The following is a 15,098-nucleotide window of genomic DNA, read 5'->3' as shown; positions in this document are numbered from 1 at the left end:
TCAGCATTCGACCACATTCACCGCCAGCCCGCCGCGCGATGTTTCCTTGTACTTGACCTTCATGTCCGCGCCGGTCTGCATCATGGTCTTGATGACCTTGTCGAGCGAGACCACGTGCTGCCCGTCGCCGCGCAGCGCCATGCGGGCGGCGTTGATGGCCTTGATCGCGCCCATGGCGTTGCGCTCGATGCAGGGGATCTGCACCAGACCGCCCACGGGGTCGCAGGTCATGCCCAGGTTGTGCTCCATGCCGATCTCGGCCGCGTTCTCCACCTGCTCGGGCGTGCCGCCCATCACGGCGGCCAGCGCGCCAGCTGCCATGGAGCAGGCCACGCCCACTTCGCCCTGGCAGCCCACCTCGGCGCCGGAGAGCGATGCGTTTTCCTTGTAGATGATGCCGATGGCACCTGCGGTGAGCAAAAAGGTGGCAATGCCGTCGTCGTTGGCCGGGATGGGGCTCTGCAGAAAGTTGACGTAGTAGTGCAGCACGGCCGGGATCACGCCTGCCGCGCCGTTGGTGGGCGCCGTCACCACGCGGCCTCCAGCGGCGTTTTCTTCGTTCACGGCCATGGCGTACAGGTTCACCCAGTCCAGCATGGAGAGCGGGTCGCGCAGGGCGGCCTCGGGCGAGCGGCTCAGGTTCTTGTGCAGCTCGGCCGCACGCCGGCGCACATGCATGGGGCCGGGCAGGGTGCCGGTGCTGGCGCAGCCGCGCTGCACGGCGCCCGCCATGGTCTGCCAGATGGCCAGCAGCTGGCGCCGCACCTCGGCCGGGCTGCGCCAGTGCTGTTCGTTGGCGGCCATGAGCTGGGCCATGCTCAGGCCCGTAGTGCGGCACTGCGCCAGCAGCTCGGCCCCGGTGCGGAACGGGTGTGGCAGGCCCTGGCCATGGCCTGCGGTATCGGCGCAGGCGCTGGCAGGCGTGTTGAGCACGCGCTGGCCCGCCGCATCGACCACAAAGCCGCCGCCCACCGAGTAGTACTCACGCATGGCGATGTCGTTGCCCTGCGCATCCAGTGCATGGAACGCCATGCCGTTGGGGTGCAGCGGCAGGCTTTTGCGGCGAAACAGCAGGTGGTCCTTTTCGACAAACGGCACGGCATGCTCGCCCAGCAACGCCAGCGTGCCGCTCTGGCGGATCTGTGCGATGGTGGGGGCGATCTGGTCGGGGTCGATGTGGTCTGGCTCGTGCCCGGCCAGACCGAGCAGCACGGCGCGGTCGGTGCCGTGGCCCACGCCGGTGGCGGAGAGGGAGCCGAACAGCTCCACGCTCACCTGGTGCACCGCCGCCAGACCGACGGTGTCGCGCACATGGCAGGCAAACTGCCGGGCGGCAATCATGGGCCCCACGGTGTGGGAGCTGGACGGCCCGATGCCGATCTTGAAGAGGTCGAAAACGCTGACGGACATGGTGGGGGTGACCCTGGGCTCTGAGAACCGGTTTTAAAGGTGCCCCAGCGCTTGTGGCGCGCGGGCACGGGCCGGCAGGGTGGGGTGTTGGCCGCCGCCCTGCCACGGTTGCCGCGAGGCTAACCGGGTGCAGTGGCAGGGGCATGCTCGCTATCCCTGCCCCTGCCGGGTCAAGGGCGAGAGGCATCCCAATAATTTGCTATCAATTAAGTAGCTGTTGGCGTATATGAATCATGCGCTACAGGCCTTTTTGGAACTGGGTGCTGCGTTGGCAGGCCAGTGTGTGAGCCCGCCTTGTGGCCCATGAATCTTTCTTACATCACCAGCGCGCGGCCCAGCATCACGCACCAGTCCCAGCCACGGAGCTTGGGCCGGGTGTGCAGGCTGCCTCCTTTGAGGGCCTCGACCTTGTCGAGGATGCGCAGGCCGCCTTGCACCACCAGCCGTAGCTCCCAGCCGGCGCGGCCCGGCAGGCGGTGCACCAAGGGGGCGCCGCTTTGCATCGTGGTGCGCGCCCAGTGGGCGCAGTCGGCAATCAGGCGGGCGTTCTCGCGGGTGCTTTGCAGCGCCAGCAGCTCGGACTGGCAGGCGCCATACGCCACGCAGTCGGCGCGCGGCAAATAGTGGCGGCCCCGGGGAATGTCCACGGACAGGTCCTGCCAGAAGTTGATGAGCTGCAGCGCGGTGCAGATGGCGTCGCTCTGGCGCAGCGCCTCGGCGTCGTGCACGCCATACAGGTGCAGCAGCAGCCGGCCCACCGGGTTGGCCGAGCGGCGGCAGTAGTCCAGCAGCTCTTCGCGGTCGGCGTAGCCTTCGCCGTCACGGGTTTTTTCCACGTCCTGGGCAAAGGCGCTGAGCAGGTCTTCCAGCAGCGGCACAGGTAACTGGTGGCTGCGCAAAACACTTTGCAGCGGCAAAAACACGCTGGCCCAGCGGGGCGAGGGCGCCTGGCCCTGGGCGATCGCGCGCAGATCGGCCAGGTAAGCGGCCAGGTCTGCCAGCCGGGCGGCGGGCAGGGCATCGCCTTCGTCGGCAATGTCATCCGCCGTGCGCGCAAAGCCGTAGATGGCGGCTATCGGCTGACGCAGGCGGGGCGGGCACAGCAGGGATGCGACCGGGAAGTTTTCGTAATGGGTCACGGGGGGCGCCACCGCATCAGTCGCAGTGGGCTGTGGCGCGGAGGCTGCGCCGGGTTGGGGAGAGGGGCTGGGACGGTCGTTCACACCCCGGATTGTCGCTTGACAAGCTCAAGGGCTTCTCATAGATTACTAACCGGTCAGTCAGTAATCATAAAAACCAATTCAGTGGGGGACAAGGCGGCTGGCCCCTGCACCTGTTCACAAGCGCCCTGCATGGCTGCGGGTCGCCGGTTGGCGGGTGCCTGGTGTACCGTCGCTGCGCGGGCGCTCCGGCCTGCGTTTTGCTTGCTGATCCTTGTGGCCCCTTCTTTTTTCACCGGATTTCCCATGCGCACTTCCTCCGCCCTGCGGCCCTTTTCACGGCATTCCAGGCTTTTGCTGGTGCTGGCCACCGCTACCGTGCTGGCCGCCTGTTCGCGTCCCGCACCGCCCGAGGAGCCCGTGCGCTCCGTCAAGCTGATGACGGTGGGCGTGGGTGCGCTGCAGTCCAGCCTGGAGTATTCGGGCGAGGTGCGCGCGCGGGTGGAGTCGCGCCTGGGCTTTCGGGTGGCGGGCAAGATCGTGCAGCGCCAGGCCGAGCTGGGTCAGCGCGTGAAGGCAGGCCAGGTGCTGGCGCAACTGGACCCCAAGGACTACCAACTCGCGGCTGACGCAGCGCGTGCGCAGGTGGCGTCGGCCACCACGCAGCGCGACCTGGCGGCGGCAGACCTCAAGCGCTACCAGGCGCTGAAAGACCAGAACTTTATCAGCGGTGCCGAGCTGGAACGCCGCGAGGCCACGCTCAAGGCCGCCCAGGCCACCCTCGACCAGGCGCGTGCCCAGCTGTCGTCGCAGGGCAACCAGGCTGCTTACACCACGCTGGTGGCGGATGTGTCGGGCGTGGTGACGGGTATCGATGCCGAGCCGGGCCAGGTGGTGTCGGCCGGCGCCCCGGTGGTGCGCATTGCGCAGGATGGCCCGCGCGACGTGGTGTTTGCCGTGCCGGAAGACAAGGTGGCGCAGATCACGACGGGCTCCGAGGTCGCCGTGCGTGGCTGGTCGGGTGGCAGCACGCTGACAGGCCGTGTGCGCGAGGTGGCTGCGAGCGCCGACGCGGCGACCCGCACATTCCAAGTCAAGGTGGCCATTGACGCGGCCGACGCCCCAGCGCTGGGCGCCACCGTGTACGCCACGCCCAAGGCGCTGAGCCACGCCGGCATTGCCGCCATCAAGCTGCCCACCAGCGCGCTGCGGCAGGAGGGCCAGTCCACCGCCGTTTGGGTATACGACCCTGCAACCAGCACCGTCAAGTCGCAGGTGGTGCAGATCGCCACGGCCGATGGCAACGATGCCGTGGTGGCCGGGGGACTGACCCCCGGCATGCAGGTGGTGGCCACCGGCGTGCATGTGCTGTCTCCCGGTCAAAAAGTGACGGTATACCAGCCAAAAGTGGCCCAGGCGCCGGTGAATAAAGCGCAAACAGCTCCTGAAACTGTAGCAATGCCGGCGGTGCCATCGGCTCCTGCGGCCGCCGCTGCACCCGCCACCGCCACGGCCTCTGCCGCCAACTGAGGCCCGCCATGACGCAAATCCAACCCAAAGAGGGGTTCAACCTCTCCAAATGGGCGCTCGACCATCCCGCGCTCACTCGCTACCTCATGGTGGTGCTGATGCTGCTGGGCTTTGCGGCCTACTTCCAGCTGGGGCAGGACGAAGACCCGCCGTTCACCTTCCGCGCCATGGTGGTACGCACCTACTGGCCCGGCGCCACGGCCCAGCAGGTGGCCGAGCAGGTCACTGACAAGATCGAGCGCACGCTGCAAGAGGTGCCGTATGCGGACAAGATCCGCAGCTACTCCAAGCCCGGCGAGTCGCAGATCATTTTTCAGATCAAGGACTCCTCCAAGCCCGGCGACGTGGCCAATGTCTGGTACAGCGTGCGCAAGAAGGTGGGCGACATGCGCTACACCTTGCCGCAGGGCATCCAGGGCCCGTTCTTCAATGACGACTTCGGGGACGTGTATGGCGTGATCTACGCGCTGGAGTCCGAGGGCTTCAGCTACGCCGAGCTCAAGCAGTTTGCCGATGATGCACGCCAGCAGCTGCTGCGCGTGCCCGATGTGGCCAAGGTCGAGCTGTTTGGCGTGCAGGACGAAAAGCTCTTCATCGAGATCTCGCAAAAGCGCTTGTCGCAACTGGGCCTGGACATGAACCAGGTGCTCGCTCAGCTGGGCCAGCAGAACGCAGTGGAGAGCGCGGGCACCATCCAGACGCCCCAAGACCAGGTGCAGGTGCGCGTGCAGGGCCAGTTCAACGCCATCGAGGACCTGCGCGCGATGCCGATCCGTGGCCCCTCGGGCGCGCAGCTGCGGCTGGGCGATATCGCTGAAGTGCAGCGCGGCTATGTGGACCCACCGGGCGTGAAGGTGCGCCACCAGGGCCGCGAGGTAATCGCGCTGGGCGTCTCCATGGCCAAGGGCGGCGACATCATTGCGCTGGGCAAGGCGCTGCACACGGCCACCGACCGCATCGGCGCCACGCTGCCGGCCGGTGTGAAGCTGGTCAACGTGCAGGACCAGCCCAAGGCGGTGTCCACCTCGGTGAATGAATTCGTCAAGGTGCTGATCGAGGCCGTGGTCATCGTGCTGGCGGTGAGCTTCATCAGCCTGGGATTTCACAAACGCCCTGGCAACAACCCGCTGTGGAAGCGCTGGTACATCGACCCCCGCCCGGGCCTGGTGGTGGGCATCACCATCCCGCTGGTGCTGGCCGTCACGTTCTTGGCCATGTGGTACTGGGGCATCGGGCTGCACAAGATCTCGCTGGGCTCGCTGATCATCGCGCTGGGCCTGCTGGTGGACGACGCCATCATTGCGGTCGAGATGATGGTGCTCAAGCTCGAAGAGGGCTATGACAAGGTGCGCGCCGCCACCTTCGCCTACGAGATCACGGCCATGCCCATGCTCACGGGCACCTTGATCACGGCGGCGGGCTTCTTGCCCATCGGACTGGCCAAGTCCACCACGGGCGAGTACACGTTTGCGATCTTTGCCGTGACGGTGATTGCGCTGGTGCTCAGTTGGTTCGTGTCAGTCTACTTTGTGCCTTACCTGGGCACGCTGCTGCTCAAGGTGCCACCCCATGTGCTGGCCGCCCAGGCCAACAAGGGCATCACGGACGACCCGCACGAGGTTTTTGACAGCCCGTTCTACCGCAGCTTCCGCCGTCTGGTGGACTGGTGCGTGCAGCACCGCTGGATCACCATCGGGGCCACCATCCTCACTTTTGCCCTGGGCATCGTGGGCATGGGCAAGGTGCAGCAGCAGTTCTTTCCGGACTCCAGCCGGCCCGAGATCCTGGTGGACATCTGGTTCCCGGAAGGCACCTCTTTTGCGGGCAACGAGGCCGTCACCAAGCGCGTGGAGCAGCGCCTGCAGTCCGAGCCGGGGGTGAACACGGTGAGCACCTGGGTGGGCTCGGGCGTGCCGCGTTTTTATCTGCCGCTGGACCAGGTGTTCCCGCAGAGCAACGTCTCGCAGTTCATCGTGGTGCCACAGGACCTGAAGGTGCGCGAATCGCTGCGTGTGAAGCTGCCCGCGCTGCTGGCGGAAGAGTTCCCGGAAGTGCGTGGCCGCGTCAAGCTGCTGCCCAACGGGCCACCGGTGCCGTACCCCGTGCAGTTCCGCGTAGTAGGCCCCGACCCACTGGTGCTGCGTGAGCGTGCCGACGAGGTCAAGGCCCAGTTGCGCCAGAACCCTAACATGCGCGGCGTGAACGACAACTGGAACGAGTCTGTGAAGGTGCTGCGCCTCGAAGTGGATCAGGCCAAGGCGCGCGCCCTGGGTGTGACGAGCCAGTCCATCGCCCAGGCGTCCAAGACCATTCTGTCGGGCACCCAGGTGGGGCAGTACCGCGAGGGCGACAAGCTCATCGACATCCTGCTGCGCCAGCCGCTGGATGAGCGCAATGCCATCACCGACATCGCCAACGCTTACCTGCCCACGGCGTCGGGCAAGTCGATCCCGCTCACCCAGATCGCCAAGCCCGTGTTCACCTGGGAGCCCGGCGTGATGTGGCGCGAGAACCGCGATTACGCCATCACCGTGCAGGGCGACGTGACCGAGGGCCTGCAGGGCGCGACGGTGACGGCGGCGCTGCTGCCGTCCCTCAAGGAGATCGAAGCCAAGTGGCGGTCGGCGGGCCAGACGGGTTACCGCATTGAGGTGGCGGGCGCCGTGGAGGAAAGCTCCAAGGGCTCGGCGTCCATCGCGGCGGGGCTTCCCATCATGCTGTTCATCACCTTCACGCTGCTGATGCTGCAACTGCACAGCTTCAGCCGTGCCATGCTGGTGTTCCTCACCGGGCCGCTGGGCATGGCGGGTGTGGCGGCGGCGCTGCTGCTGCTCAATCGGCCGTTTGGCTTTGTGGCGCTGCTGGGCGTGATCGCGCTCATGGGCATGATCCAGCGCAACTCGGTGATCCTGATCGACCAGATTGAGCAGGACCGCGCCCGGGGTGTGCCCGCATGGGATGCGATTGTGGAATCGGCCGTGCGCCGCTTGCGCCCCATCGTGCTCACGGCCGCGGCTGCGGTGCTGGCCATGATTCCGCTGTCGCGCAGCGTGTTCTGGGGCCCGATGGCTGTGGCCATCATGGGCGGGCTGGTGGTTGCCACGGTGCTCACGCTGCTGGCACTGCCTGCGATGTACGCGGCCTGGTTCCGTGTCAAGCGGCCTGCGCCAGAGGTTCCTGGGGCTGCTTGACCGGCAGGGCGTCCGCATCAGGTAAAATAGAAGGTTGACCGATTTCACACAGGCGGCAGCTCAGCTTGCCGCCTGTTTGTTTGTAGAACCGCGCGGGTGGCGAAATTGGTAGACGCACCAGGTTTAGGTCCTGACGCCAGCAATGGTGTGGGGGTTCGAGTCCCCCCCCGCGCACCACCCATGTGAGACTTTGCGGAACACGGCGCTGCTGCGCTGCAGCCAGCACGATCCACATTCATAAGAGGAATAGCCATGGCCGTTACTGTTGAAACCCTTGAGAAGCTCGAGCGCAAGATCACGCTGAGCGTGCCCGTCACCCTGATCCAGTCCGAAGTGGACACGCGCCTCAAGCGCCTGGCCCGTACGGTCAAGATGGACGGCTTCCGTCCCGGCAAGGTGCCCATGAACGTGGTTGCCCAGCGTTATGGCTACTCGGTGCAGTACGAAGTGCTGAACGACAAGGTGGGTGAGGCTTTTGCCGTGGCTGCGAACGAAGCCAACCTGCGCGTGGCCGGTCAGCCCCGCATCACCGAAAAGGAAGGCGCTCCCGAGGGCCAGGTCACGTTTGACGCCGTCTTTGAAGTGTTCCCCGAAGTTAAGATCGCCGACCTATCGGACGCCGAAGTCGAAAAGCTGTCCTCCGAAGTGACCGACAGCGCCATCGACAAGACCCTGGACATCCTGCGCAAGCAGCGCCGCAGCTTCGCCCAGCGCGCCCTGGACGCCGCTGCGCAAGACGGTGACCGCGTGACCGTGGACTTCGAAGGCAAGATCGACGGCGAACCCTTCGATGGCGGCAAGGCCGAAGACTTCCAGTTCCTGGTCGGCGAAGGCCAGATGCTCAAGGAGTTTGAAGACGCCGTGCGCGGCATGAAGTCTGGCGAAAGCAAGACGTTCCCCCTGGCTTTCCCCGCCGAGTACCACGGCAAGGACGTTGCTGGCAAGACCGCCGACTTCCTGGTGACCATTAAGAAGATCGAAGCAGCCCATCTGCCCGAAGTGAACGACGCCCTGGCCAAGTCGCTCGGCATCGCCGACGGTTCCGTGGAAGGCCTGCGCGCTGACATCAAGAAGAACCTGGAGCGCGAAGTCAAGTTCCGCCTGCTGGCCCGCAACAAGGCTGCCGTGATGGACGCCCTGGTGTCCAAGGCCGAGCTGGATCTGCCCAATGCCAGCATCCAGGCCGAAATCGCCCGCCTGATGGAAGGCGCTCGCGCTGAACTCAAGCAACGCGGCGTCAAGGATGCCGACAAGGCCGAGATCCCTGAAGACGTGTTCCGTCCCCAAGCTGAGCGCCGTGTGCGCCTGGGTCTGGTGCTGGCCGAGTTGGTGCGCGCCAACGAACTGCAGGCCAAGCCCGAGCAGCTCAAGGCCCATATCGACGAGCTGGCTGCCAGCTACGAGAAGCCCGAAGACGTGGTGCGCTGGTACTTCGGCGACCGCCAGCGTCTGGCTGAAGTTGAAGCCGTTGTCATCGAAAACAACGTGACCGAGTTCGTGCTGTCCAAGGCCAAGGTGGTCGAGAAGGCCATTTCCTTCGATGACTTGATGGCGCAGCAGGGCTGATAGGCCCTCGGGCCGGGTGGCCTGCGTTGTGCAACTGCCCGGTTCTGGTTGTCAAGACACACCAGGGGCTTGTGCTTTCGTGCACAAGCCCCAATTCATTTCTGGGTACAGTACCTGCTTGACTGGAGAAATACATGAGCGCATTGGAAACACAAGGCCTGGGCATGGTCCCCATGGTCATCGAGCAGTCGGGCCGTGGCGAACGGTCCTATGACATCTACTCGCGCCTGCTCAAGGAGCGCGTGATTTTTCTGGTGGGCCCGGTCAATGACCAGACGGCCAACCTGGTGGTGGCACAGCTGCTGTTCCTGGAGAGCGAAAACCCTGATAAGGACATCTCGTTTTACATCAACTCGCCCGGTGGTTCTGTGAGTGCCGGCATGGCGATCTTTGACACCATGAACTTCATCAAGCCCGATGTCTCGACCCTGTGCACGGGCATGGCGGCCAGCATGGGCGCGTTCCTGCTGGCGGCAGGCGCCAAGGGCAAGCGTTTTGCGCTGCCCAACTCCAAGGTCATGATCCACCAGCCATTGGGCGGCATGCAAGGCCAGGCGACCGAGATCGAGATCCACGCCCGCGAAATCCTCAAGACCCGCGAGCAGCTCAACAAGATCCTCGCCGAGCGCACTGGCCAGCCGTTGGAGAAGATCCAGCGCGACACCGAACGTGACTATTTCCTCTCGGCCGACGAGGCCAAGGACTATGGTCTGGTCGATCAGGTGATCAGCCAGCGCGCCTGATCGCCCGAGGGCGGCGAAGCGGCGTTTTCCCGAGGGGAAGACGCCGTTTTTTATTTGGTTATCATCCCGACAACTTTCCGAAACAAGCAAGGCATTGCCCCCATGGCCGAGAAAAAAGGCTCTTCCAGCGAAAAAACCCTTTACTGCTCTTTTTGCGGCAAAAGCCAGCATGAAGTGAAGAAGCTGATCGCCGGTCCGTCGGTCTTTATCTGCGACGAGTGCATTGACCTGTGCAACGAGATCATCCGCGACGAACTGCCGGCTGGTGATCTGGCCCGCGAAGGCCGCAGCGACCTGCCCACACCGGTCGAGATCAAGGCCAACCTGGACAACTACGTGATTGGCCAGGATGTTGCTAAGCGCACACTGGCCGTGGCGGTGTACAACCACTACAAGCGCCTGCGCCACAAGGACAAGGCCCACAAGGATGATGTGGAGCTCTCCAAGAGCAACATCCTGCTGATCGGCCCCACCGGCTCGGGCAAGACGTTGTTGGCGCAAACCCTGGCGCGCATGCTGGATGTGCCCTTCGTGATGGCGGATGCCACCACACTGACCGAGGCGGGCTACGTGGGCGAGGACGTGGAGAACATCGTCCAGAAGCTGCTGCAGAGCTGCAATTACGAAGTCGAGCGCGCCCAGCGTGGCATCGTCTATATCGACGAAATCGACAAGATCTCGCGCAAGTCCGACAACCCCAGCATCACGCGCGACGTGTCGGGCGAGGGCGTGCAGCAGGCCTTGCTCAAGCTCATTGAAGGCACTATGGCCAGCGTGCCGCCACAAGGGGGGCGCAAGCATCCGAACCAGGACTTCCTGCAGATCGACACGACCAACATCCTGTTCATCTGCGGTGGTGCCTTCGCCGGGCTGGAAAAAGTCATCGAGAACCGCACCGAGGCGTCGGGCATCGGGTTCGGCGCGTCGGTCAAGAGCAAGAAGCAGCGTTCTCTCACCGAGGTGTTCACCGAGATCGAGCCGGAAGACCTGATCAAGTTTGGTCTGATCCCTGAGCTGGTGGGCCGGATGCCTGTGGTGACGGCGCTGGCCGAGCTGAGCGAAGATGCGCTCGTGCAGATCCTGACCGAGCCCAAGAATGCGCTCGTCAAGCAGTACAGCAAGCTTCTGGCGATGGAAGGTGTAGACCTAGAAATTCGCCCTGCCGCCCTGAAAGCCATTGCCCGCAAGGCGTTGGCCCGCAAGACGGGTGCGCGGGGTCTGCGCTCCATCCTGGAGCAAGCGCTGATTGGCACCATGTTCGACCTGCCCAATACCAGCAACGTCGAGAAGGTGGTGGTGGACGAGTCCACCATCGAAGAGAACAAGCCGCCGCTGCTCGTCTACCGCGAAGCAGCCAAGAAGGCCTGAAAAGGCCTGAGAAGAGGCGTGCAGGAGTCCGCTTGTGCCTCCATGGATCAGACGGATTTCTTCACGCGGTCTGAGATGACCGGAGCGGGCGCCCTGTGGCCGCCCTTCGAACCATCAACCCTTGTGCCAGCACGGCTGCGTGCGAGGGTTGAAAATCCCCACATGTGGACCCACTTCCACAGAGCACTTTGAGGATTTCCATGTCCGGACATACCCCCCTGCCAGCTACCCCCCTTGACCTGCCGCTGTTGCCTCTGCGTGACGTGGTGGTGTTCCCCCACATGGTGATCCCGCTTTTCGTGGGCCGCCCCAAGAGCATCAAGGCTCTGGAGATGGCCATGGAGGCTGACCGCCGCATCATGCTGGTGGCCCAAAAGGCCGCAGCCAAGGATGAGCCTTCGGTGGCGGACATGTTCGATGTGGGCTGTGTCTCCACCATCTTGCAGATGCTCAAGCTGCCCGACGGCACCGTGAAGGTGCTGGTGGAAGGCCAGCAGCGTGCGCTGGTGACGTCGATTGAAGATGCGGAGTCGCACTTCATGGCCACCGTGACGCCGGTGGAGGCCACGTCGGACGCCAACAAGCCCAGCGAAATTGAGGCCCTGCGGCGCGCCGTGATGCAGCAGTTTGACCAGTACGTCAAGCTCAACAAGAAGATTCCGCCCGAGATTCTGACTTCCATCTCCAGCATTGACGATCCCGGCCGTCTGGCGGACACCATCGCTGCGCACCTGCCCCTCAAGCTCGAAAACAAGCAGGTGGTGCTGGACCTGTCGGATGTGAAGGCGCGCCTCGAAAACCTGTTCGAACAGCTCGACCGCGAGGTGGACATCCTCAACGTGGACAAGAAGATCCGCGGCCGTGTGAAGCGCCAGATGGAGAAGAACCAGCGCGACTTCTATCTGAACGAACAGGTCAAGGCCATCCAGAAAGAACTGGGCGAAGGCGACGAAGGTGCCGACATCGAGGAGATCGAGAAAAAGATCAAGCTCGCGAAGATGCCCGCCGAGGCGCGCAAGAAGGCCGAAGCCGAGCTCAAAAAACTCAAGCTGATGTCGCCCATGTCGGCCGAAGCGACGGTGGTGCGTAACTACATCGACGTGCTCACTGCGCTGCCGTGGAGCAAGAAGACCAAGATCAAGCACGACCTCGTGAATGCCGAGGGCGTCCTCAACGAAGACCACTACGGTCTCGACAAGGTCAAGGACCGCATCTTGGAATACCTCGCGGTACAGCAGCGCGTGGACAAGGTGAAAGCGCCTATCCTGTGCCTAGTGGGACCTCCTGGCGTGGGCAAGACCTCGCTGGGGCAGTCCATTGCCAAAGCCACCGGACGCAAGTACGTGCGCATGGCCCTGGGCGGCATGCGCGATGAAGCCGAGATTCGCGGGCACCGCCGCACCTACATCGGCGCACTGCCGGGCAAGGTGCTGCAGAGTCTCTCGAAAGTCGGTACGCGCAACCCGCTGTTCCTGCTCGACGAGATCGACAAACTGGGTACGGATTTCCGGGGCGACCCGTCCAGCGCGCTGTTGGAGGTGCTGGACCCCGAGCAGAACCACACGTTCGGCGACCACTATGTCGAGGTGGACTTCGATCTGTCCGACGTGATGTTCGTTGCCACGTCGAACTCGATGAACATTCCGCCAGCGCTGCTGGACCGGATGGAAGTGATTCGCCTGTCGGGCTACACCGAAGACGAGAAGACCAGCATTGCCATGAAGTACCTGCTGCCCAAGCAGCTCAAGAACAATGGCGTGAAGGACGAAGAACTGCTCATCACCGAGCCTGCGGTGCGCGACATGGTGCGTTACTACACCCGTGAGGCGGGCGTGCGCTCGCTGGAGCGCGAGCTGTCCAAAATTTGCCGCAAGGTGGTCAAGGGCTTGCAGCTCAAGAAGCTGGAGCCTCAGGTCGTCGTCACCGCCGACAATCTGCCGGACTTTTTGGGCGTACGCAAGTACACCTACGGCCGTGCCGAACTGCAAAACCAAGTGGGGCAGGTGGTGGGCTTGGCCTGGACGGAGGTGGGGGGCGATCTGCTGACCATCGAGGCGGCCATCATGCCTGGTAAGGGAGTGATCACGCGCACAGGTTCCCTGGGCGACGTGATGAAGGAATCCGTGGAAGCAGCCCGTACGGTGGTGCGCAGCCGCGCACGCATGCTGGGCATCAAGGACGAAACGTTCGAGAAGCGCGACATCCATATCCACGTGCCCGATGGCGCCACACCCAAGGACGGCCCCAGCGCCGGGGCCGCAATGACCACGGCCTTTGTCTCGGCCCTCACCGGCATTCCAGTGCGCGGCGATGTGGCGATGACCGGGGAGATCACGCTGCGTGGCGAGGTGACGGCCATCGGCGGCCTCAAGGAAAAGCTGCTGGCCGCATTGCGCGGCGGCATCAAGACCGTGCTGATCCCTGAAGAGAACGTGAAGGACCTTGCAGAGATTCCAGACAACGTGAAGAGCGGCCTGGAGATCGTGCCTGTGCGCTGGATCGACAAGGTACTGGAGGTGGCGCTGGAGAGCAAGCCTGTGCCGCTGACGGATGAAGAGGTAGCCGTGGCTGCTGCAGCGGTAGCTGTGTCGACGGATAAAGCCGCAGCGTCGTCTGCTGCCGTCGATGGATTGAAACATTGATGCAAATTTTTTTGGGAGCCCCAAAAAATGCGCTATAATTTGTCCCATCGCAGCAAACGTTGTACAATGTAAGGCTTCGATAAATGCGGGAATAGCTCAGTTGGTAGAGCGCAACCTTGCCAAGGTTGAGGTCGAGAGTTCGAGACTCTTTTCCCGCTCCAATTTCCACAAAAAGGGAAGCAATTGCTTCCCTTTTTTGTCAGAGGAGTGAGAGTTCCTGGCGCGGTAGCAAAGCGGTTATGCCCCGGATTGCAAATCCGGTTAGTCCGGTTCGACTCCGGACCGCGCCTCCAGATACGGTCTGCAGCAGGTAAGTGACGAAGCCCTCAGGGCGAAGACGCAAGCAGAGATCGTCTCAAGGGTTGGTAGTTGGATAAAAATTTTTTGGCTTGCAATCGAACACGGTCAAAAAGAGTTATATAATTTGAGGCTTGCTGATAAGCACTAACGGAAACGTTAGAAAAATCAGAAAATGCGGGAATAGCTCAGTTGGTAGAGCGCAACCTTGCCAAGGTTGAGGTCGAGAGTTCGAGACTCTTTTCCCGCTCCATATTTGAAAAGGGAAGCTTAGGCTTCCCTTTTTTCTTGGTGGTACGGGGCGCGCTGTTTTCAAAACAGCGGTCCTGACCAGAGATACGACAGGGCATTGCGCGCATGCGCTGCCCGGGTTACGCTGCAACGCAGGTATGCGCTCAGCAGCCGGCGCCCCGATGGTGAAATTGGTAGACACTGCGGACTTAAAATCCGCCGCTTTCCTGAAAAGGGGCGTGCCGGTTCGACCCCGGCTCGGGGCACCACTACGATTCAATCATGTCAAGTTACAACGCTCCCTTTGAAATCCATGTCCACGGACAGGTCCTCCTGCGGGCTGATGTCGGGTTTGACCAGCTTCAAGAGGCGCTCAAACCGCTGTGGAAGTACGCTGGAGCACGTTCGCTGGCCGACGGTGCCGCCAGTGCCTACGAAGAAGAGCCAGGTATCAAATACGACGCGCAAGAGCATTTGCTGCAGATGTGCTGGACGGTGCGAGGCGATGAGGACTTCCGCCAGTCGCTTGACGAGATGTGCATGAGCCTCAATGAGCTGGCCGAGCAAGGTGCAGCCATTGAGGTCACTTTCTACGACACCGACTTTGATGAAGACGAGGAAGAGCAGGGCGCAGAGTCACGCGACGACTTCGTGATGCTTTTCGTCGGCCCCACGCCCGCTGCCATCATGCAGGTGCAGCGTGACCTGCTGGTGCAAGACGTAGTGAACATGATGGAGCGCCACTTTGACGGCGCCGAACTGGGCGGTGTGGTTGCCGAGATCGACAAGCTGTTCAGCCAGCGCTTCGACGCTCTGGTGAACTCGCTGGAGATTGGCAAGCCGCCGCGTGGCCCTGGCGGCCCCAGCGGTGGTCACGGCGGTGGTGGTGGCCGTCGCCCGCGCCACCTGCACTGATCTGCGCCGCCGGCTTGCGGCGCATGCGCTGCTTGTGGGGGCAAG

9 protein-coding genes and 5 tRNA genes are annotated in these 15,098 nt (G+C 63.3%); 12 read left to right on the top strand and 2 right to left on the bottom strand.

Features of this window, described 5'->3' with window-relative positions; all coding sequences use genetic code 11:
* Both ACT531_RS12535 and hpnC read right to left on the bottom strand, forming a co-directional pair.
* Positions 1-1,410: an L-serine ammonia-lyase gene (locus tag ACT531_RS12535; protein ID WP_476017624.1), complete on the bottom strand. Its 1,410-nt coding sequence runs from the start codon at positions 1,408-1,410 to the stop codon at positions 1-3.
* Positions 1,411-1,724: 314 nt separating this feature from the next.
* Positions 1,725-2,633, bottom strand: a complete 909-nt coding sequence (gene hpnC, locus ACT531_RS12530) for a squalene synthase HpnC (RefSeq protein ID WP_476017623.1) — start codon at positions 2,631-2,633, stop codon at positions 1,725-1,727.
* A 243-nt stretch (positions 2,634-2,876) separates the two neighbouring features.
* On the opposite strand from hpnC, the gene ACT531_RS12525 reads away from it, so the two are divergent.
* The 12 genes from ACT531_RS12525 (at position 2,877) to ACT531_RS12470 (ending at position 15,053) form a co-directional block, all read left to right on the top strand.
* A complete protein-coding gene (locus tag ACT531_RS12525; protein WP_476017622.1) occupies positions 2,877-4,100 on the top strand; it encodes an efflux RND transporter periplasmic adaptor subunit in 1,224 nt (407 codons plus the stop codon).
* Positions 4,101-4,108: 8 nt separating this feature from the next.
* A complete protein-coding gene (locus ACT531_RS12520) occupies positions 4,109-7,291 on the top strand; it encodes an efflux RND transporter permease subunit (RefSeq protein ID WP_476017621.1) in 3,183 nt (1,060 codons plus the stop codon).
* Between the two features lie 90 nt (positions 7,292-7,381).
* Positions 7,382-7,468 (top strand) — tRNA-Leu (locus tag ACT531_RS12515).
* 75 nt (positions 7,469-7,543) lie between these two features.
* On the top strand, positions 7,544-8,857 hold the full coding sequence (tig, locus tag ACT531_RS12510; RefSeq protein WP_015014886.1) for a trigger factor: 1,314 nt from the start codon (positions 7,544-7,546) through the stop codon (positions 8,855-8,857).
* 134 nt (positions 8,858-8,991) lie between these two features.
* Positions 8,992-9,600 (top strand): ATP-dependent Clp endopeptidase proteolytic subunit ClpP, encoded by a 609-nt coding sequence (gene clpP / locus ACT531_RS12505; RefSeq protein WP_015014885.1) that lies wholly within the window; start codon positions 8,992-8,994, stop codon positions 9,598-9,600.
* Between the two features lie 102 nt (positions 9,601-9,702).
* Entirely contained in the window at positions 9,703-10,968 is a 1,266-nt protein-coding gene (gene clpX, locus ACT531_RS12500; protein WP_015014884.1) for an ATP-dependent Clp protease ATP-binding subunit ClpX, read from the top strand.
* A 200-nt stretch (positions 10,969-11,168) separates the two neighbouring features.
* Positions 11,169-13,610: an endopeptidase La gene (lon, locus tag ACT531_RS12495; protein WP_476017620.1), complete on the top strand. Its 2,442-nt coding sequence runs from the start codon at positions 11,169-11,171 to the stop codon at positions 13,608-13,610.
* Between the two features lie 85 nt (positions 13,611-13,695).
* A tRNA-Gly gene (locus ACT531_RS12490) sits at positions 13,696-13,771 on the top strand.
* A gap of 58 nt (positions 13,772-13,829) precedes the next feature.
* A tRNA-Cys gene (locus ACT531_RS12485) sits at positions 13,830-13,903 on the top strand.
* 181 nt (positions 13,904-14,084) lie between these two features.
* Positions 14,085-14,160: transfer RNA gene (locus ACT531_RS12480), tRNA-Gly, on the top strand.
* A gap of 154 nt (positions 14,161-14,314) precedes the next feature.
* Positions 14,315-14,407 (top strand) — tRNA-Leu (locus ACT531_RS12475).
* A gap of 13 nt (positions 14,408-14,420) precedes the next feature.
* Positions 14,421-15,053, top strand: a complete 633-nt coding sequence (locus ACT531_RS12470) for a DUF6806 family protein (RefSeq protein WP_015014841.1) — start codon at positions 14,421-14,423, stop codon at positions 15,051-15,053.
* The last annotated feature ends 45 nt before the right edge of the window (positions 15,054-15,098 follow it).

The sequence above is a fragment of the Acidovorax sp. DMC1 genome, assembly GCF_056314325.1.
Note: the sequence above shows the minus strand (reverse complement) of the source record. Positions and strands in the feature narration are given on the sequence as shown.

What these genes read in the sequence shown, in the direction of transcription:
- ACT531_RS12535 (WP_476017624.1), bottom strand. Translation starts at nt 1,410, where the DNA reads ATGTCCGTCAGCGTTTTCGACCTCTTCAAGATCGGCATCGGGCCGTCC.
- ACT531_RS12525 (WP_476017622.1), top strand. Translation starts at nt 2,877, where the DNA reads ATGCGCACTTCCTCCGCCCTGCGGCCCTTTTCACGGCATTCCAGGCTT.
- ACT531_RS12520 (WP_476017621.1), top strand. Translation starts at nt 4,109, where the DNA reads ATGACGCAAATCCAACCCAAAGAGGGGTTCAACCTCTCCAAATGGGCG.
- tig (WP_015014886.1), top strand. Translation starts at nt 7,544, where the DNA reads ATGGCCGTTACTGTTGAAACCCTTGAGAAGCTCGAGCGCAAGATCACG.
- clpP (WP_015014885.1), top strand. Translation starts at nt 8,992, where the DNA reads ATGAGCGCATTGGAAACACAAGGCCTGGGCATGGTCCCCATGGTCATC.
- clpX (WP_015014884.1), top strand. Translation starts at nt 9,703, where the DNA reads ATGGCCGAGAAAAAAGGCTCTTCCAGCGAAAAAACCCTTTACTGCTCT.
- lon (WP_476017620.1), top strand. Translation starts at nt 11,169, where the DNA reads ATGTCCGGACATACCCCCCTGCCAGCTACCCCCCTTGACCTGCCGCTG.
- ACT531_RS12470 (WP_015014841.1), top strand. Translation starts at nt 14,421, where the DNA reads ATGTCAAGTTACAACGCTCCCTTTGAAATCCATGTCCACGGACAGGTC.